This is a genomic window from Gelidibacter algens (genome assembly GCF_001678675.1).
In the GTDB taxonomy this organism is placed as follows: Bacteria; Bacteroidota; Bacteroidia; order Flavobacteriales; family Flavobacteriaceae; genus Gelidibacter; species Gelidibacter algens.
The window spans coordinates 1-17,808 of the sequence record NZ_LZRN01000028.1 but is presented as its reverse complement, the minus strand read 5'-3'; the positions used below and the strand labels follow the sequence as shown (position 1 = coordinate 17,808).

Genomic DNA, 17,808 nt, shown 5'->3' with positions numbered 1-17,808 from the left:
TGAAGCTAGAAGCAGGGGGAGTACGTAGTTTGAACCTGAATGAAATAACAAGTATTTCTTGGCTCAAATAGAAATAGGATTAAACATCTGAAGGCACAAAGCTTCCTGCTCCAAACTTCAGGCTTCAAACTAATTAACTATGAAATTCAAATTTGAGGATTTGATTATTTGGCAAAAAGCCATGAATTTAGGTGAGGAGATGAATTCTTTGGCGTATAAGTTTCCAAGAGAAGAGCTATACAATTTGTCTTCTCAAATAAGAAGAGCTTCAGATTCTATTGCTTTGAATATTTCGGAAGGCTCAATTTTACAGTCTGATGCAGAATATAGAAAATTCTTAGGTTATGCAATTCGATCAACCGCTGAAGTAGTGACGTGTTTGCACAAAGCCAAAAGAAGAAACTATATAACAGAAGATGATTTTCTTAAATTTGATAAGTCCTGTTTTGATTTAATGAATATGACCATAGCCTTCAGAAATAAGATTATAAAGCTATGAGCAAGAAGCATAAAATTTTATGTATTTATTATATAAATATTAGCTAAATTCAACTTTATAGGTTGGTTTTCTTTGGAATGAAAAAGGCTATTTAATTAGTAAAAACACTCTCAGTAATGAAGTTATTAGGGGAAATAAGGCACGAGGTAATTTACCTTATGTTTTATTATTCATTAAAGGTTAAGAAACTGAAATTTTTTAAATATATGAAAACAAACTTAAGAGACTTGCTTCTAGCTTCATGCTTCCGGCTTCAAACTTAAAAATAAGTTTATGAGCCAAATAAAATTAAAATCAACCGCCTGCAGGTATCAAGCGTCGTGCTTCATGCTTCCAGTTTCAAACTTTTTAAAATGACATTAGAAATCATCGTTTTTATCGGCTCAATTTTATTCGGAATCCTGCTGTATTGGCGAGAATCAACCGGCAATGGCTTGTATCGTTTTGTAAATAGAATGATGTATTCCAAAAAACTTCAAATGTCTCCAAATGATCCAAGAGGTTTTTTGTACGAGCAAAAATTCCTATTGCGATTGGTATTTATCACCATGATTTTTCTTGTGGGGATTTTAATTGCGCGGTTCTTGATCCCTATTGACATTGCCACTATTTCAGTATTTGCCTCAAGTATCGTCGGTACACTTTTGGGAACCTATATTGGCGGATTTATTCTTAAATCCGAAAAAGTAATCGATGCCCACAGTGACAACTTTGAGAAGAAGTTTGATACCGCCATTGATCAAGGCAAGGATTTCATTCAAGATATCACCACTAGAGAACCAAAAGTTGTGGAAGAAGCAAAAAAAGAAATTGAAGAAGATCCTGAGCCACCTAAAAAGAGTGCCAGGGAACGCTTGAAGGACAAAGGATTAATGTAAGAATGAGGTTTGAGGTATGAGGTTTGAGGAAATTAGTTCTTATTGACAACAGACAACAGACAACAGACAACCCACAACAGACAACCCACAACAGACAACAAACAGCACACAACAGATAAGCCATGATAAAAAACTATTGGAATAGAGGAAGCAGACAGAAAACAATCACGATTATTGCTGCATTCATTTTAGTACTGTTGCTATTTTTTCTTCGAGATGATTACCAACCCGTACTGCTCTGGATCAGAAAATTCATTTTTGTAATTCTCGTGGTCGTACTGGTGTTATTTTTCGGATTAAGAAGCTTTAGAAACTCGGCAAGTATAGGACGTCGGATCGGTATTTTAACACTTCTAATTCTAGTCCTAGGGCTCCTTTACGTCATTGGAGGACACTTTCAGATGTATGCCTATATGAAAACTTACAATGTTTTCAATAATTTGGATAAAGTTGAAATTAACCAATTGCCGCTTACCCAAAATGAACGCATCCAACCGCTGCGCAATATTTACTCTATGGCCAATGAGTCAGTTGGAGAAACTAAAGATGTTTCTTTGCCCCATTTGGTAAGAGTTGATGGTGAGAACAAATGGACCATGGCCATCCAACCTTCAGAAAAATACACCATGCAGCAAATAAGTGAGAATACTGAGGAAGTTTTCGCAGTGTCCAGTACCTCGCCATTTCCGAGATTTTCTAATGAAAACCGCATTCCAGTAATATTTTCTATTGGCGAATCATTAAAGTTTAGCAGAAACACCTACAACGCGGTCGTACAGCGTTTCAATATTTTCCAACTTTTCACTACTGAACCTGGTGATACCTTTTACATGAAAAATGACGATGGCAATTGGGTAGAAGTGGTAAGTTTGATCAAATGGAAAGGGTTCTTTTTTCCGTATCCAACTTTTGGAGGCGTGATGGTTATTGACAGTGGTAAACACGATTTCAATGATTATGTGGAGCGTGTTTTGATTGGAAAAGGAACATACATCAGTCCTGAAGACATGAAGAACCATCCCTTTTTGACCAAGCAAAATACCTTGTCAGAGAAAGTATCGCGTTTACAGGCAGAATCCTTGAAATTCTTGGGCGGATTTACAGATCCTTTACCGTGGAAAATGGAAACTGCCGTTAAAATTCCAGATCTTCCAGATGATCAAAATGAACAGCCTTTTGTAACAGATTTCGATTTTTCAGGTATTGAAGGCAATGCTTATAACGGCTTATACCATTGGTTTGGATTGGAGCCCATTGGTGATGAACGCACAAGTTTAACCTATAGCGTGTTTGTGCCCGCAGATGGTACTGATAAGTTATACTACTATGATCACGCCAGTAAAAAACAGGGCTATGCTGGTGTTTCCGCAATGCCTCTTAAAATAATTGAATCCCGCAAGGAATATGATTGGTCAGTTAATAAACCTGTGGAGTTCAGGCCGTATATTAAAGATATTGCAGGCCGGAGACGTTTATTTTTCTTGGGAACTGTTTCAGCAGTGAGAGAGGACTCCGAAAAGTTTGATGGAGCAGCAACACCAGATTTGGCTTTGGTGGACAGTGAGTATCGTGATGTCATTTGGATAGATGTCAAACGTCCGAGCACATGGGATAAAGCAGTCTACGATCAACTGAATGAAGCCTGGAGAGCCAGCGAGGGGATTGGTTATTTTTATGATGAAGAGCTAAAAACAACAGATTTGGATATGATGCAAAGAGAGATTGATTCCATTCGTTCCATTCCAAAAATTAATGCCAATGCTGACGAAATTGACAAATTACAACGTCAGATTGATTCTTTGAAATCGGTTGGGAATTAATTTTTTTAGAAAGACCTCTCAGGTTTTGACCCCGACGGTTCGGGGCTGAGAGGTTTCTCGATAACTTATCATTCTCTAGATAGGAGGAATCTCATAGTTAAGGAAATAAAAACTAAAGTATCATTTTGAGAGGTCTCAATTTTTTCGATATGTCAGAAATTTAAAGTAAACTATCCAAACCGCTTCTGTAAATCTGCAACAACCATTTCAATCTGATTGTTTTTGTTTTTTCGTTCCAGAAATATGGGTGGTGCTTGTCTCACTTTACAATCAGCAATTGCACAGCGTTCACAGGTGACACCAACCTCTAGTGATTTGATTTTCGGATCGTTCAGGAAAGCAATTTTACGTTGCAACTGTTTATTGATCAAGAGACCAACGCTGATGCTTCGGTATTGATGCTCTCTAAATGGATCTTTTGTTGCCGATGATATGACCAAGTATTTCATATCATCATCAGGATAATTTGAAATCTGCAAATCAAAGACATGATCTTCCTTCGTTTCGCTGATGGTTTTCAGGACTTTTAAAGAAATCCAACGTCGGCAATAATGCTCATTGGTTTCATTTGCGCGTGGCGAATGTTGGTGTGATAGGTGTAATTCTTTCTTCAGATAAAAACGTTCACTATCAGCCCGATGCGTAAAACGTAAGAAAAACAAATCCTGAATATTAAATGCTTTAGGCAATATATTGGTCAGACGCTGGTAAAACGACTCTGGAGACGCGTTGAATGCGTTGACAATTTCTATAAACAACTGTTCATCAAAAGTTTCTTTTTCAAATAATGTCGTAAGGTGTTCTGAAATAGTGGTTTTTGGTAGAATGAGCGCTCCGGCAAAATAGGAAGCGTAAAAATTATTTAGCACCTGATCAAAATTTTCAAATTTGATCAATGAAAAGGTATAAAGGCGCTCTTTATATTGTAAATAATTATATGCAATTTCTTTAGCATAGATAAACGTGCGCTGTGCATCATCCATTTGATTGGCGAGCAAAAGCGTCTTGGTTGTTGGCACGAATACTGAACGCAGCGAATCTAAAGTTTGGTGTCTGTTCAACTCGGTTTCATTGAATGAATAACCGTATTCCTCAATAAGGATTTCCTTTAATTCAGAAGATTCGATAGGTTCGTCCAAATTAATTTGATATGCTTTGGCAAACTTTAATACTGCCTGTTCAATGTCTTCAAAATAATTATGGTTGGCTTCCTGAAAGGAGCGCACAGATGCTAAATAGAAACTTTCCCGACTGAAATTATAATTCTGCGCAATTTCAATAATAGTACTTATAAAGGCATTGACCTTTGCTGGGGCATTAGAAACGATATCAATGAGCGTGCTTTCTTGGATTCCGAAAAGATCCAATGGAATTTCCTTTAGAATTTTAGATTTTAAAATGTCCCCGATAGGAGCGAGATTTTTGTCCAGTTTTAAGGAGACCATTTGGTCGTAAGGCACTTCCATTTTTTCTGAAAGAATGGCAATTTTATCGGGTTTTGGATATTTTTTTCCCTTTTCAATTTCGTTTAAATAAGACTTTGAGAGTCCCGATAGTTTGGACAGGCCAAAAAGAGAAAGGTTCCTTTCAGTCCTGATCTGCTTTAGCTTTAACCCAAATATAAGCTTGATATATTCTTCTTCCATAACAACAAATATAATCGTTTTTTGCGAATATACTTTTTTAGCGAATATTATAATTTAGCGAACGTTCGCTTGTTTTTTAAAAAAGTTATTTCTATCATTGTACTATCAAAATGACAACACCATGGAAAACAACATTTTAAGCTTGCCAAAAATTCAATATTCAAAAGACGTAAAAAACTACTATCCTGAAATCTTAACAGATGAAGCGTTAGAATTTTTAACGACTTTGCACGAAAAATTTAATCAAGGCCGTCTAGAGTTACTAAAATCTAGAGAAGAACAGCAAAAACAATTTGATCAAGGCGCATTTCCTGATTTTCCCGCAGAGACTGAACGTATCAGAGAAGGGGACTGGACGGCTGGTGCAATTCCACAAGATTTATTAGATAGACGTGTCGAGATTACAGGTCCTGTTGACAGAAAAATGGTCATCAATGCGCTCAATTCTGGTGCAAAAACATTTATGGCCGACTTGGAAGACAGCAACGCACCAACATGGCAAAACGCCATTGAAGGACAACAGAACCTCATTGACGCAAACAACAGAACCATTTCCCTTCACGATGTAAAACGCAACAAATCCTATACATTGAATGCTGATCCTGCAGTTTTAATGGTACGTCCAAGAGGGTTGCACCTCAATGAGCGCCATATGCTCATCAATAAAGAAGAGATGTCTGGCAGTTTGGTTGACTTTGGATTGTATGTGTTTCATAATACCAAAACCTTGTTAGATAACAATTCAGCTCCTTATTTCTATTTACCAAAATTGGAACATTATACCGAAGCGCGCTGGTGGAATCAAGTTTTTGATTTTGCAGAAAACTACATGAAAGTGCCTAAGGGAACTTTTAAAGCCACAGTTTTGGTGGAAACCATTACAGCAAGTTTTCAATTGGACGAAATTATCTATGAATTGAAGGATCATATTGTTGGACTGAACTGTGGACGCTGGGATTATATTTTCTCATACATCAAGAAGTTCAGAAACCATGATAATTTTGTGGTGCCGAATCGTGACCAAGTAACGATGACCACGCCCTTTATGGCCGCTTATTCAAAATTGGTCATTCGACGTTGCCACAAGCGAGGCATCCACGCCATTGGTGGAATGGCGGCCCAAATTCCGATCAAGAACAATCCTGAGGCCAACAAAGCAGCGTTGGAAAAAGTTCGTGTTGATAAAGAGCGCGAAGTTAAAAACGGTCATGATGGTACTTGGGTGGCGCACCCTGCTTTGGTAGAAGTGGCGATGAAAGAATTTGATAAGCACATGCCAACAGCCAACCAATTTCACGTGACTCGAGATGATGTCTCTATTACAAAAGAAGATTTGGTTGAACTTCCAATTGGTACAGTAACCGAAGAAGGCGTACGAAAGAATATCAACGTCGGACTCTTATACACCGAAGCCTGGTTAAGAGGTCATGGCGCAGTGGCTCTTTATAATCTGATGGAAGACGCCGCAACAGCCGAAATTTCAAGAACTCAAATATGGCAATGGCTGAAGAATGAGGTGGTTTTAGAAGACGGAAGAAAATTTTCAAGAACGCTTTACGATACTATTTTTGATGATGAAGTTGAAAAACTCATCACAGAATTTGGAGAGGAGAACATCAAAAACACAAAATTCAGTTTAGCGATAGAATTGTTCAATAACCTGGTCACCAACGATGACTTTGAAGAGTTTTTAACGCTTCCGGCCTATCAACACATTTAAAAAAAATGTCTCGCAACTACGGGAATAGTGTACGAGACGTAATTATCAAAATCTAGAACAACCTTAATAATCAAAAACAAAATTATGAAAAATTTAGCACAAAGTAATTATAGTTCTGCATTAGAAACTGTACGGAACCTTAAAGCAAAATATGGCACTACATGGGATGCCATAAATCCTGAAAGCGCAGCAAGAATGGCTGCTCAAAATCGTTTTAAAACAGGTTTGGATATCGCTAAATATACGGCCGCCATAATGAGAAAGGATATGGCTGACTATGATGCAGATGCTTCAAAGTATACCCAATCACTAGGTTGCTGGCATGGGTTTGTAGCGCAGCAAAACATGATTGCAGTTAAAAAGCATCATAAAACTACCAATAAAAGATATTTATACTTATCAGGTTGGATGGTTGCTGCATTGCGCTCAGAATTTGGACCATTGCCTGACCAATCGATGCACGAAAAAACAGCGGTTCCAGCATTGATTACTGAAATTTATGATTTTTTACGTCAAGCAGATGCTATTGAGTTAAATGATTTATTTAGAAGACTTGAACACGGTGAAGACGTACAAGATCAAATCGATAATTTCGAAACACACATCGTTCCTATAATTGCAGATATTGACGCAGGTTTTGGAAATGAAGAAGCTACTTATCTTTTGACTAAGAAGATGATTGAAGCAGGCGCATGCGCTATCCAAATTGAGAATCAGGTTTCTGACGCTAAACAGTGTGGCCATCAGGATGGAAAAGTTACGGTGCCTCATGAAGATTTTATCGCAAAACTGAATGCCATCCGATATGCATTTTTAGAATTGGGAGTAGATGACGGAATTATTGTTGCGCGCACGGATTCCGAAGGTGCAAGCCTTACTCAGAAATTGCCAGTGAGCATTGAACCTGGAGATTTGGCATCACAATATTTAGCCTTTGTAGAGGCAGAAGAAATTAACATTAAAGATGCTAAAGAAGATGATGTGCTTCTTAAAAGAGACGGTAAATTAGTTCGTCCTGTAAGATTATCAAATGGTCTGTATCAATTTAAAGAAGGCTCTAATATTGATCGGGTGGTGTTGGATTGCGTGACCAGCCTTCAAAATGGGGCAGATTTATTGTGGATTGAAACACCAACACCAAATGTGGATCAAATTGCCCATATGGTAAACAGAATTAAAGACGTGGTGCCAAATGCTAAATTGGTTTATAACAACTCGCCTTCTTTTAATTGGACCTTAAACTTCCGTAATCAAGCTTATGAAGAAATGCTTAACGAAGGAGAGAATATGACCGCTTATGATCGAAATAATTTGATGGATGATCACTATGATGGGTCGGAATTGTGCTATCGTGCAGATCAGAAAATTAAAACCTTCCAAATGGATGGCGCAAGAGAAGCAGGTATTTTCCATCATTTGATTACGTTGCCAACCTATCATACGACGGCACTTCATATGAACGATTTAACAGAAGGTTATTTTGGAGAAGAAGGCATGTTGGCTTATGTAAGAGGCGTTCAGAGACAGGAAATCCGTAAAGGGGTTGCTTGTGTAAAGCATCAAAGAATGGCCGGCTCAAATCTTGGTGATGACCATAAAACATTCTTTGCCGGTGATAAAGCCCTAAAAGCTGGAGGCGAGAAAAACACCGCAAATCAATTTGAAATTCATCCTGAAAAGAATCACCGGGAAGAAAAATTGAGTGTAGTGGCCTAAATACATTAAGCAAAATTTGATGTTTTTTTGCTCCTAGATATGTTGATCAAAAACTCCAGTTTGTCGGCTGGAGTTTTTTTATTTGAATGTTGTAAATTAACTTTTGGACGCTCTTTAATTATTGAATTATTAATTCTAATCAAGATTTAAAATCGAGGAACATCTTAATATTACCCCTTTTGTAAGGCGAGTTCTCTTCCACAGGAATTTCCACAAAACCATATTTTCTATAAATATATATAGCATTCTCAAGTTTTGTGTTGCTATAGAGCATCAGCCTTTCAAGACGCTGTTCTTTGGCAAAATCAATGCAGTATGTTACCAGTTGCTGCCCAATTTTATAGCCCCTGTGGTTTGGAGATACCGCCATTTTGGTCAATTCAAAAACCGTGTCTTCCTTGGTCGGCATTAGAGCAACCGTTCCAACGACCTCACCATCAAGTTTCGCAAAGAAGATATGACCACCCTTGTCAATAATATAAAATTCGGGTTTGCTCAACACCTCTTCATCAAATGGCTCTACGTAAAAGTATGTCTTTAACCATTCAATATTTAGCACGTAAAAATCTTTCGCGTAAATTTTTTCAAAAGGGACAATTTCAATCATTATATCGTTTATGTATATCGTTAGTTGTGTTAAGCAATTAAATTAGTAAACAAATACGGACTAGAGAAAATTTCCAAAGAATTTTCCAAATTAGCACCTGACCAAGTAATTAATTGACACCATGTTGTAATGCCTGTTTATTTTTTTTCAATTCTCAACCATTTGTTTTTGGCGATTATCAATACCCAAAAGATAAATATCAAAATTGAGAAAAATAGTACAATTCCAACATATTTTATCGTCGAACTCTCTCTACCATATCCAAACATCAAGGCTCCTGTGGTTGGTAAAATCGATATAATCCAAATGACTTTTCTATTTAAAAAGTCACTTCCACTGACTTTTAGTGATTCGTTATCAGCAAATATATTCAGATTGAGTTTTTCACTTCCACACCATTGAATTTTTGCTTTCAATGTTTCGTTTCCAAATTCATCTGAGATTTCAATAACCTTTTCTTCTCCGTTTTTTAATTCAGTTAGTTTTCTATTTCCAACAAAAATTTCATAAGCATAGTTTTTATTGAATCGTTCTTTAGGTCTATGTAATTTGAGTTTTTTCATCTGCATTAAAACGTTTGGTGAATGAAACGTAGCGTTTAAAAATACGTTAACTATTCGGTTTTGCACAAGCCAAAGCTTTTGCATTTTGTTTCTAATTTTTAACTCTAAAAGCTAAATCAAAAGATTTGGCGACTTTGTAAATAGACACGAACCTCTCGGAAAGCTCGAATTAGCTATGTTTAATAAACGCTGTGATAAAACGTTTTTATTTCAGTATGGCCCACCCACTTTTCGTTTTCTTATAGTAATAAATGTTATCCAAATTAGTTCCACAGATTAGAAATGGCCTATAAGAATAATCACGTATTACAGCAATCTTTGTTTTAGGATTGTAAATCGGATATGAAACATTATGAACAAATTCTCCATCGAATTCATAATCCCATAACTCCTCTAAGTCGGTTGAATCATTTTTCATAAAGTACGAATCGTATTCCTTCCAGTCCATTACTTTTATTCCTTTAATCTTGTCCGTTTTCCAATATTCAGCTGTAAAAATTGGATATGGTGCTGGCATTTCGGTCAAGTTTAAGATTCTATCAGATTCTAAAAACGTATTTTCAAAATCAGGACTTCTCAATTGTCGGTTATTCCAATAAAGTATTGAGTTAGCATCATTTTCGTTTAGTTGTCCGATAAAGTGAGCGTTAATAATTTCGTACGCATCTTGTTCAGTAAATTCTGATATGACTTTTTGCTCTTTTTCTTTACAGCTAAAAAGTATAGTTAAAAACGATATGATTATTATTTTTTTCAAATGGTTTACAACAATGAGGTGTAGCCTATTAAAACGGCAGTCAACAAAGAAAAAAGCATCGTTAATATGGCCAATGCTCTACTGAACATTCTTTTTAGAACAATCCTGAAAATGACAATTAAAGGAATGAAAGCACCGGCACTCAAAATAGGAATGGTAATCAGTTCCATTATAGCCTCAATGGCTACATTGCTCCAATTTTTTGCAAACATAATATTCATTAATAAGAGATACAACAACACAGTGATGCTCCCTATAAATAACCATAAATCGATGAGATACTGTCTATTTTGCTTCATCAATATTTTGGTTGGCTCTCATAAAATCTGTTATGAGGTAGGTGATAAGCTTCCCAACTATAACTTCAGTATCTGGTGTTGGTGCCGCTTCACAAATATGTAAGTAGGCTGCATTGGGCTGGGCTCCAAAATAAGTAACAAATGCTCGGGCCTTTTTTACGCTAAAACCACTTGGTGTCATCGCACTGCTAGGAATGTACTTAATAGCATCACAATCAATTTCTATCCCAAAACGTTTATCGGCAACATGTTTAGCGGCCCGCTCCAATTCTGCCTTAAATTTTTTGTCCTTTCGGATGGTTAGCGCTTCAAAAGTATTGTACTTTAAGGCTTTAAACTTGTCTAGAGTTTTAAAAATATGGTCGGATGTATAATTTTCATGGAGTCCGAAAATGAAATAATTTTTCAAAAACCCTTCGGCATAAGCATAACTAAATCCGTTGCCACTATGTCTGCCTTCTTCCTTTCTAAAATCAGAATGCGCATCAAAATTGACCACGTTAATGGCTTTTTTGAATGCGAGCGATGTGCCTTTTAAATTGCCATAGGCATTGTTGTGACCACCGCCAATAACAATCGGCTTCTTACCTGCACTCACAATTTGGTGTACCAAATCAGTAACATGCCTGTCTATTTTTTCTGTAAGTTTTCTGGCTTTTGCTATGTTCTTGTCAGAAGATTCAAGACCTTCAATCTTTGTCATCTCTTTTGAAAAGTCTAAATGACCCAAAATTAATACCTTGCTAGCGTTGGTGTAGGTATTACTTTGTATATTCAGCAAAACCTTTAAAGTTGCGCTCCAAGCCTTTGCAGCGCCTCGGTTTCCGTAGTTGGCGAATACCCCTACATCTTCGGGAATTCCAAATATAACGTACTCAACGTCCAAAGTTCTTAAAGAATCGTATATATTGGTAGTCTCGGAAAGCAATTGAATGTGCTCTCCAAATTTGGATTCATTTGGTCTTTTTTTTAACAACGTGTCTAAATCGTTAATATTAAATTGAACAAGTTTGTGCATTTTGGAGTTTAATTTTAAATTTGAAGTATTAAAAATACATTAATATTTATTTCCACGATTAATTATCAACCAAAACCAGTGTTAATTTAAGTATCAATAACTAAAAACAAAACTTATGGAAAGTTCAAGTAGTACCAATAGTAACATTAGTAACAATAGTAACAAAAATACCGGATTAAAAATTGCTTTAGGCATCTTATTGGCCTTGTTTATCGGAACAGGTTTTTATACATCCAAACTATACAATGAGAAAAAAGAGAATGAAGCTACATTGACCAAAGAAAAGCAATTGGTCATGAATGACTTGAATAATATGGCCAAGCAATATGATATTGCAATAGGAGAGAATAAAGTAGCCAATGAAGATTTAGTAGACGCCAGAAACAGAATTCAAGGCTTAATGGATTCTTTAAAAATATCCCAAAACAGTGTGAACAGCTTATGGAGCTACAAAAAGAAATTTTTGTCATTACAGGAAGAAATGAACGTTCTCTTGACCGAAAATGATAAATTGAAAATTCAGAATTCTATGTTGGCTACTTCTTTGGATAGCACCAACGTGAAATTGGCTGAACGTACAATGTTTACAGATTCTTTGCTGGTTCAAAATACAGAGTTGGCATCTGTTGTTGAAAATGCTGCTGTATTACAAACCGTAGGCTTAAAAGCATTTGGAGTGATTGAAAGAAACTCAGGAAAATTAATTCCTACAGAAAGAGCACGTCGTAGTGACAAGATCAGAATTTGCTATACGGTTGCTAAAAACACGTTGGTAGGTCCTGGTGACAAAGAATTGTATGTGCAGGTCATGGATCCGAACGATAATGTATTGGGTGCCAATGAGCAGATCCAATTTGGTCAAACTGTATTGAACTATAGTATCGTGAGTAAGTTTAACTACGAAAACAGAAACTTAAACATCTGTGAGTTTGTTTCTCCAAGAGGTGAGTTTGCTGAAGGACGTTACACGGTAAATATTTATAACAAAAAAGAATTGGTATCAACCACTGAATTCACTTTAGAATAAAACGTATTTTTAAAACAAATAACGAACCCGAAAGTCAATTGATTTTCGGGTTTTTTTATGCGATCAAAATTTAGATACTGAAGTAGAATTAATTAATAATCTTACCTCTAATAATTACCGTGTCGATAAGATTATCGCCAAAGGCATAAGGTAAGTTATTATAGCTCTCAATTTCTTTCGTAATGATCAGATTTGCTTTTTTTCCTCTACAAATACTTCCGTATTGATTGGAGAGTCCCATGGCGTAAGCCCCGTTAATGGTTGCAGCATTAATCGCCTCTTCGGGTGTCATTTTTAATTTGATGCAGGCCGTACTGACCACAAAATTCATATTGCCACTAGGTGTGGACCCTGGGTTGTAATCCGTAGCTAGAGCCAATGGTAATCCTGCGTCAATTATTTGACGTGCTGGCGTATACGGAATACTCAAAAAATAGGAGCAGGAGGGCAGTGCCACAGGCATGGTCGTGCTATTTTTTAAGGCTTCAATATCTTCTGTGGTCATTTCTTCAAGATGATCCACAGAAAGTGCTTTATGTTTTACCGCAAGCGCTACACCACCAAAACTATTGAATTGGTTGACGTGAATTTTCGGGATCAAGCCCCATCTTCCTCCAGCTTCCAGAATGCGTTCTGTATCTTCCAAATCAAAATAGCCTTTTTCGCAAAAGACATCAATATAATCCGCAAGCTTTGATTGGCCAACTTCGGGAATCATTTCATTAATTACGAGGTCTACATATTTTTTCTTAGTGTCTTTAAATTCCTTTGGAACCGCATGGGCAGCGAGCAATGTAGTTTTGATAGCTGCTAACGATGACTTCTTTAAGCGTTTGATGACGCGCAGCATTTTGAGCTCGGCTTCAACAGTTAAGCCGTAACCCGATTTTATTTCAATAGCACCCGTGCCCAATTGCATTACCTGATTCAAGCGCTTTAGAGATTGTTCGTAAAGGTCATCTTCAGATGTTTTTTGGAGCACTTCTGCCGAATTTAAAATGCCGCCGCCGCGTTGCGCAATGTCTTCATAAGACAGCCCATTTATGCGATCTACAAACTCTTGAGATCGGTCACCAGCGTACACAATATGGGTATGGGAATCACACCACGCAGGAAGGACGATTTTTCCTTTGGCATCAATGACTTCATCGGCTTGATAGTCTTCGTAATCTGACATTGGCCCAAATTCAACAATGGTGTCATGCTCTATAATGAGATAAGCGTTTTGAAGGGTAGGCAGCGTTTTCATGTCTTCGCCTTTTACAATGGTAATGTTGCTTTCCCTAACTTGAAGCAATTCTTTAATATTTTTGATGAGTATGGACATAAGACGAGCGTAAGTTTTGAATATAAATTAATGACGCATTAAAAAAGCAAGTTATCAAAATAAACTTGCTTTTTTATAAATTTCTGAAGGCTTGTATCTTTTAAAACCTCTATAAACTACTTGTTATTTAAGTCCGCCGACCATTTCCTCGGGTTTTACCCAGTCGTCATAGTCTTCAGCGGTAACATATCCTAAATTGACGGCTTCTTCCTTTAAGGTCGTACCATTTTTATGAGCGGTATTGGCAATTTCAGCTGCCTTATAATAGCCTATTTTTGTGTTTAATGCCGTTACCAACATCAAGGAGTTGTTCAAAAGGTGTTTGATGACATCATGGTTGGGTTCAATGCCTTGTGCACAATGTTCGTCAAAACTCTTACAGGCATCACCCAATAACTGAGCTGATTGCAAGACATTTGCAGCCATCATTGGTTTGAAAACATTCAATTCATAATGGCCTTGAGTACCGCCAACAGTTACGGCAACATCATTACCCATCACCTGAGCACAAACCATGGTCAAAGCTTCACATTGTGTTGGATTTACTTTTCCGGGCATGATCGAACTTCCAGGCTCGTTCGCTGGAATGATAATTTCTCCAATACCACTTCTAGGTCCAGAAGCCATCATACGGATGTCATTTGCTATCTTATTCAAGCTTACGGCCAACTGCTTTAAAGCACCATGAGTTTCTACCAAAGCATCATGGGCCGCGAGTGCCTCAAATTTGTTGGGGGCAGTAACGAAAGGCAGATCTGAAAATTTGGCTATATATTCCGCCACGAGAGTATCGTAACCTTTAGGCGTGTTCAGGCCGGTGCCCACGGCAGTTCCTCCCAGCGCCAATTCGCTTAAATGCGGCAAGGTGTTTTCTAAGGCCTTTAAACCGTAGTCCAATTGTGCTACATAACCTGAAATTTCCTGTCCAAGTGTAATTGGCGTTGCATCCATGAGGTGCGTACGTCCAATTTTTACAACGTCCTTGAAATTACCTGCTTTTTCATGAAGGGTGTTGCGTAATTGAATCACGCCACGAATTGTATTTTGGACCACTTTTTTATAAATGGCAATATGCATTCCTGTGGGGAAGGTGTCGTTTGATGATTGCGACTTGTTAACGTCATCATTGGCTTTAATGACCGGTTCGTCTTCACCAATAATTTTTCCCGCCAATTGTTGCGCTCTATTGGCGATCACTTCATTGACGTTCATGTTGCTCTGTGTGCCTGAACCTGTCTGCCAGATTACCAATGGAAATTGGTCATCGTGCCTGCCTTCTAAAATTTCTTCACAGACTTGAGCAATCAAATCGCGTTTTTCAATTGCCAAAACACCCAATTCACAATTGGTAAATGCTGCTGCTTTTTTTAAATAGGCAAAACCATAAATGATTTCTAAAGGCATGGATGCCGGTGCACCAATCTTGAAATTATTTCGGGAACGCTCAGTTTGTGCACCCCAAAGTTTATCTGCAGGCACTTTAACATCGCCCATTGTATCTTTTTCAATTCTGTATTCCATAGTCTTTCGATGATTTAATGACTCCAAATTTAAGATTTTTGAAATGCAATATGAATTAAAAAGAGACTTTAGTTGTCAATTTTTGCTCGCAAAATTTTTGAGAATTTCGCGCTGATAGCTAAATCCTTGATATTTACAAATAAGCAACTGTTATATCGCAACCCGAGACTTTACCAAAGTGATGCTGAAATTATTTAACCCTAAACATACTATTTAAGCGATTGCAATTTTATCCACGAGCACGACCAGATCGGTTATCTCGGAACTCCTTCATTTTGGTTGTAATGATTTCTTGATATTCCATTTTAGTAACTACCGCGCCTTTTTCAGGGGCTTCAATTTCTAGTTTGTCTTCAGGATTAATAACGATTTTTGAGCATAACATTACGGTGTTACCTGCACTAACTTCTAAGATCAGTCCTGGTAATCCCCAAAACTCTGAAGGCCCGTGTCCAACTGGAATTTGAGGTGTGTACCAAGCTTCTACTTCAGTCATATTTACGGCTTCTTCAGTAGATTCGTTGGTACTGCTTTCTGATGTATTTTCATTCGTTCTCAACTTATCCCATGAAAACGCATACCAAGTGAGTTCATCTGTAGGTATGGAGGCGGTGGCTTTAAAGCATGTGTAACTCCCAATTTGCTTTGTCTCTTGGCCCATTATCCAGTCAATTGGTTGTAACTTGTCTTTTACTAAAAACCTTTTACCATAAAACTCTTGACTTTGTATTTGATTATTGGTTTTTACGTTTTTGTACTGTTCTCCAGGAGCGAAGTTTTTGCCCCAAGAATCTGTAGCGCCAGAAATAGCATCCAATTTCTCATCCTCTTCAAAAACAGATGCTTCTTTGTCAAACACAAGAATATAAGTTTTTTCCAGCCTGTTTTTCATTCTGGCCTCAACGTCTTTTTTTTGCTCTGCGCTTAACCGTGCCCCCCAATTGCCGAGTTCCATTTTAGATTTGGAAATGTAATAGGCTTTTCCTTGAAATGTCTGCTGGGATAGAGCCGAGTTTATGGCCTTAGTTTTTATTGTTGGCTCAAAACTAAATACAATTAACGTGAATAAGAGAAGTACAGATTTCATGATGAAATGTTTTGTGTTTAACAAATATAGGTGTAAGTCAAACACAGTATCCTTTTTAAATCAACAATTTGTGGGTACTTCTAAAATTTTTGTAAACGATTGATTGTCTCATAAATAATCTAGAATCCCAATGCTTTTTAAAATTGTTTGTCATTCTGCCTTTCGTTTCTGTGTTGAGCGTGATAAAAACTACTAAAGGAGACTACCTTATATTAGAAAATAACTATAAAACAGATGTTTTTTATAAACTTGTCTTTGACCCGAAGCGCGATTTCAGTAGCCACTTTAAACACTAATTAACAAATTTTTGTTAATCGGGAAAATCTATTATAACTATCTTTAAACTATTAATAAAAAAATTATAAATTATGAATACTTTACGATTAGGCGACGAAGCTCCAAATTTCACGGCACAAACAACGGAAGGTGAAATTAATTTTCATGAATGGCTAGGAGATAGCTGGGGAATTCTGTTTTCACATCCTGCTGACTATACTCCTGTGTGTACTACAGAGTTGGGTACCGTTGCCAAGTACAAAAAAGAATTTGATGAGCGTAATACCAAAGTAATAGCGCTGAGTGTTGACGGTTTGGAATCACATAAAGACTGGATAAAAGATATTAATGAAACACAACATACAACCGTCAACTTTCCAATTATCGCTGATGAAGATCATAAAGTAGCAAGTCTCTATGATATGATCCATCCAAATGCAGACTCAAAACACACGGTAAGATCAGTGTTTTTAATTGGGCCTGATAAAACGGTTAAATTGATGATTACGTATCCTGCTTCTACGGGAAGGAATTTTGATGAATTACTGCGTGTCATTGACTCTTTACAGTTAACTGCTTATCATAAAGTGGCCACACCTGCCAACTGGAATGACGGGGATGACTGTGTGATTGTTCCTGCAGTGAGTAATGAAGACGCGACAAAAATGTTCCCAAAGGGATACACAGAAGTGCGACCTTATTTGAGAATGACACCACAGCCAAATAAGAACTAGTGGTATTAACAACCTTGTTAATAAAAGTTAATTTTGGTATTGCATAACAAAAGGCTTTCTCTTATCTTTGCTTTAATTATTAAAAACAACTCTTAGCATGTTTGAATTTGACCAATATTTAGGATTTTTAGTCGTTTTTGACCATTTTAACCATCGGTTTTTGGTTGATGATATTTTTGATAACTTTTGTTATACCTTATTGGATCATAGGATCGTCAATTGAACGCTTTAAAGAAATGAGAGCGGAACGCAAAGCAAAAAGAGAGGCAACGAGTTTAGAGCAATTATAATTATTTAACACATAAAAAAAAAG

The 17,808-nt window shown here is 37.0% G+C and carries 16 protein-coding genes and 1 pseudogene; 8 read left to right on the top strand and 9 right to left on the bottom strand.

Translation table 11 applies throughout. The features are described from left to right. Nucleotides 1–139 precede the first annotated feature (139 nt). From A9996_RS12850 to A9996_RS12840, 3 genes are all read left to right on the top strand, one after another. Nucleotides 140–499, top strand: a complete 360-nt coding sequence (locus A9996_RS12850) for a four helix bundle protein (protein ID WP_066435624.1) — start codon at nucleotides 140–142, stop codon at nucleotides 497–499. A gap of 353 nt (nucleotides 500–852) precedes the next feature. Then, on the top strand, nucleotides 853–1,377 hold the full coding sequence (locus A9996_RS12845; RefSeq protein ID WP_066435621.1) for a hypothetical protein: 525 nt from the start codon (nucleotides 853–855) through the stop codon (nucleotides 1,375–1,377). Nucleotides 1,378–1,499: 122 nt separating this feature from the next. Then, nucleotides 1,500–3,197 (top strand): hypothetical protein, encoded by a 1,698-nt coding sequence (locus A9996_RS12840; protein ID WP_066435618.1) that lies wholly within the window; start codon nucleotides 1,500–1,502, stop codon nucleotides 3,195–3,197. Between the two features lie 170 nt (nucleotides 3,198–3,367). On the opposite strand, the gene A9996_RS12835 is transcribed toward A9996_RS12840, so the two are convergent. Next, a complete protein-coding gene (locus A9996_RS12835) occupies nucleotides 3,368–4,843 on the bottom strand; it encodes a helix-turn-helix domain-containing protein (RefSeq protein ID WP_066435611.1) in 1,476 nt (491 codons plus the stop codon). A gap of 121 nt (nucleotides 4,844–4,964) precedes the next feature. Here A9996_RS12835 and aceB point away from each other — a divergent pair, with 121 nt between their 5' ends. Then, the gene (aceB, locus tag A9996_RS12830; RefSeq protein ID WP_066435735.1) at nucleotides 4,965–6,563 is read left to right on the top strand and encodes a malate synthase A; all 1,599 of its coding nucleotides are present in this window, start codon (nucleotides 4,965–4,967) and stop codon (nucleotides 6,561–6,563) included. 84 nt (nucleotides 6,564–6,647) lie between these two features. Beyond that, nucleotides 6,648–8,279 (top strand): isocitrate lyase, encoded by a 1,632-nt coding sequence (locus A9996_RS12825; protein WP_066435610.1) that lies wholly within the window; start codon nucleotides 6,648–6,650, stop codon nucleotides 8,277–8,279. A gap of 139 nt (nucleotides 8,280–8,418) precedes the next feature. On the opposite strand, the gene A9996_RS12820 is transcribed toward A9996_RS12825, so the two are convergent. From A9996_RS12820 to A9996_RS12800, 5 genes are all read right to left on the bottom strand, one after another. Further along, entirely contained in the window at nucleotides 8,419–8,886 is a 468-nt protein-coding gene (locus tag A9996_RS12820; RefSeq protein WP_066435609.1) for a GNAT family N-acetyltransferase, read from the bottom strand. A 137-nt stretch (nucleotides 8,887–9,023) separates the two neighbouring features. Next, complete coding sequence (locus tag A9996_RS12815) at nucleotides 9,024–9,449, bottom strand: hypothetical protein (RefSeq protein WP_066435733.1); 426 nt, start codon at nucleotides 9,447–9,449, stop codon at nucleotides 9,024–9,026. A gap of 205 nt (nucleotides 9,450–9,654) precedes the next feature. Further along, on the bottom strand, nucleotides 9,655–10,206 hold the full coding sequence (locus A9996_RS12810; RefSeq protein ID WP_066435608.1) for a hypothetical protein: 552 nt from the start codon (nucleotides 10,204–10,206) through the stop codon (nucleotides 9,655–9,657). A 5-nt stretch (nucleotides 10,207–10,211) separates the two neighbouring features. Next, nucleotides 10,212–10,505, bottom strand: coding sequence for a hypothetical protein (locus A9996_RS12805; RefSeq protein ID WP_066435605.1), 294 nt, complete (start codon nucleotides 10,503–10,505; stop codon nucleotides 10,212–10,214). Beyond that, entirely contained in the window at nucleotides 10,492–11,523 is a 1,032-nt protein-coding gene (locus tag A9996_RS12800) for a formimidoylglutamase (RefSeq protein ID WP_066435602.1), read from the bottom strand. The genes A9996_RS12805 and A9996_RS12800 overlap by 14 nt, the downstream gene beginning before the upstream one ends. A 115-nt stretch (nucleotides 11,524–11,638) precedes the next feature. On the opposite strand from A9996_RS12800, the gene A9996_RS12795 reads away from it, so the two are divergent. Continuing rightward, nucleotides 11,639–12,550, top strand: a complete 912-nt coding sequence (locus A9996_RS12795) for a chromosome partitioning protein ParA (RefSeq protein WP_066435598.1) — start codon at nucleotides 11,639–11,641, stop codon at nucleotides 12,548–12,550. An 88-nt stretch (nucleotides 12,551–12,638) separates the two neighbouring features. Here the strand turns inward: A9996_RS12795 and hutI are convergent, their stop codons facing one another. From hutI to A9996_RS12780, 3 genes are all read right to left on the bottom strand, one after another. After that, the gene (hutI, locus tag A9996_RS12790; protein ID WP_066435596.1) at nucleotides 12,639–13,877 is read right to left on the bottom strand and encodes an imidazolonepropionase; all 1,239 of its coding nucleotides are present in this window, start codon (nucleotides 13,875–13,877) and stop codon (nucleotides 12,639–12,641) included. A 123-nt stretch (nucleotides 13,878–14,000) separates the two neighbouring features. Further along, nucleotides 14,001–15,398 carry a class II fumarate hydratase gene (gene fumC / locus A9996_RS12785; RefSeq protein WP_066435594.1) on the bottom strand — a complete coding sequence of 466 codons (1,398 nt, stop codon included), beginning with the start codon at nucleotides 15,396–15,398 and terminating at the stop codon, nucleotides 14,001–14,003. 229 nt (nucleotides 15,399–15,627) lie between these two features. Beyond that, nucleotides 15,628–16,485: a GLPGLI family protein gene (locus tag A9996_RS12780; protein ID WP_066435591.1), complete on the bottom strand. Its 858-nt coding sequence runs from the start codon at nucleotides 16,483–16,485 to the stop codon at nucleotides 15,628–15,630. Between the two features lie 368 nt (nucleotides 16,486–16,853). Between A9996_RS12780 and A9996_RS12775 the strand changes: the two genes are divergently transcribed. Together A9996_RS12775 and A9996_RS20610 are read left to right on the top strand one after the other, a co-directional pair. Beyond that, nucleotides 16,854–17,495 carry a peroxiredoxin gene (locus A9996_RS12775; protein ID WP_066435589.1) on the top strand — a complete coding sequence of 214 codons (642 nt, stop codon included), beginning with the start codon at nucleotides 16,854–16,856 and terminating at the stop codon, nucleotides 17,493–17,495. Nucleotides 17,496–17,592: 97 nt separating this feature from the next. Next, nucleotides 17,593–17,785 (top strand): annotated as a pseudogene (locus A9996_RS20610) (hypothetical protein). Nucleotides 17,786–17,808 lie beyond the last annotated feature (23 nt).

What these genes read in the sequence shown, in the direction of transcription:
- A9996_RS12840 (WP_066435618.1), top strand. Translation starts at nt 1,500, where the DNA reads ATGATAAAAAACTATTGGAATAGAGGAAGCAGACAGAAAACAATCACG.
- hutI (WP_066435596.1), bottom strand. Translation starts at nt 13,877, where the DNA reads ATGTCCATACTCATCAAAAATATTAAAGAATTGCTTCAAGTTAGGGAA.
- A9996_RS12820 (WP_066435609.1), bottom strand. Translation starts at nt 8,886, where the DNA reads ATGATTGAAATTGTCCCTTTTGAAAAAATTTACGCGAAAGATTTTTAC.
- A9996_RS12805 (WP_066435605.1), bottom strand. Translation starts at nt 10,505, where the DNA reads ATGAAGCAAAATAGACAGTATCTCATCGATTTATGGTTATTTATAGGG.
- A9996_RS12845 (WP_066435621.1), top strand. Translation starts at nt 853, where the DNA reads ATGACATTAGAAATCATCGTTTTTATCGGCTCAATTTTATTCGGAATC.
- A9996_RS12825 (WP_066435610.1), top strand. Translation starts at nt 6,648, where the DNA reads ATGAAAAATTTAGCACAAAGTAATTATAGTTCTGCATTAGAAACTGTA.
- A9996_RS12835 (WP_066435611.1), bottom strand. Translation starts at nt 4,843, where the DNA reads ATGGAAGAAGAATATATCAAGCTTATATTTGGGTTAAAGCTAAAGCAG.
- A9996_RS12780 (WP_066435591.1), bottom strand. Translation starts at nt 16,485, where the DNA reads ATGAAATCTGTACTTCTCTTATTCACGTTAATTGTATTTAGTTTTGAG.
- A9996_RS12800 (WP_066435602.1), bottom strand. Translation starts at nt 11,523, where the DNA reads ATGCACAAACTTGTTCAATTTAATATTAACGATTTAGACACGTTGTTA.
- A9996_RS12850 (WP_066435624.1), top strand. Translation starts at nt 140, where the DNA reads ATGAAATTCAAATTTGAGGATTTGATTATTTGGCAAAAAGCCATGAAT.
- fumC (WP_066435594.1), bottom strand. Translation starts at nt 15,398, where the DNA reads ATGGAATACAGAATTGAAAAAGATACAATGGGCGATGTTAAAGTGCCT.
- A9996_RS12795 (WP_066435598.1), top strand. Translation starts at nt 11,639, where the DNA reads ATGGAAAGTTCAAGTAGTACCAATAGTAACATTAGTAACAATAGTAAC.
- A9996_RS12815 (WP_066435733.1), bottom strand. Translation starts at nt 9,449, where the DNA reads ATGAAAAAACTCAAATTACATAGACCTAAAGAACGATTCAATAAAAAC.
- aceB (WP_066435735.1), top strand. Translation starts at nt 4,965, where the DNA reads ATGGAAAACAACATTTTAAGCTTGCCAAAAATTCAATATTCAAAAGAC.
- A9996_RS12775 (WP_066435589.1), top strand. Translation starts at nt 16,854, where the DNA reads ATGAATACTTTACGATTAGGCGACGAAGCTCCAAATTTCACGGCACAA.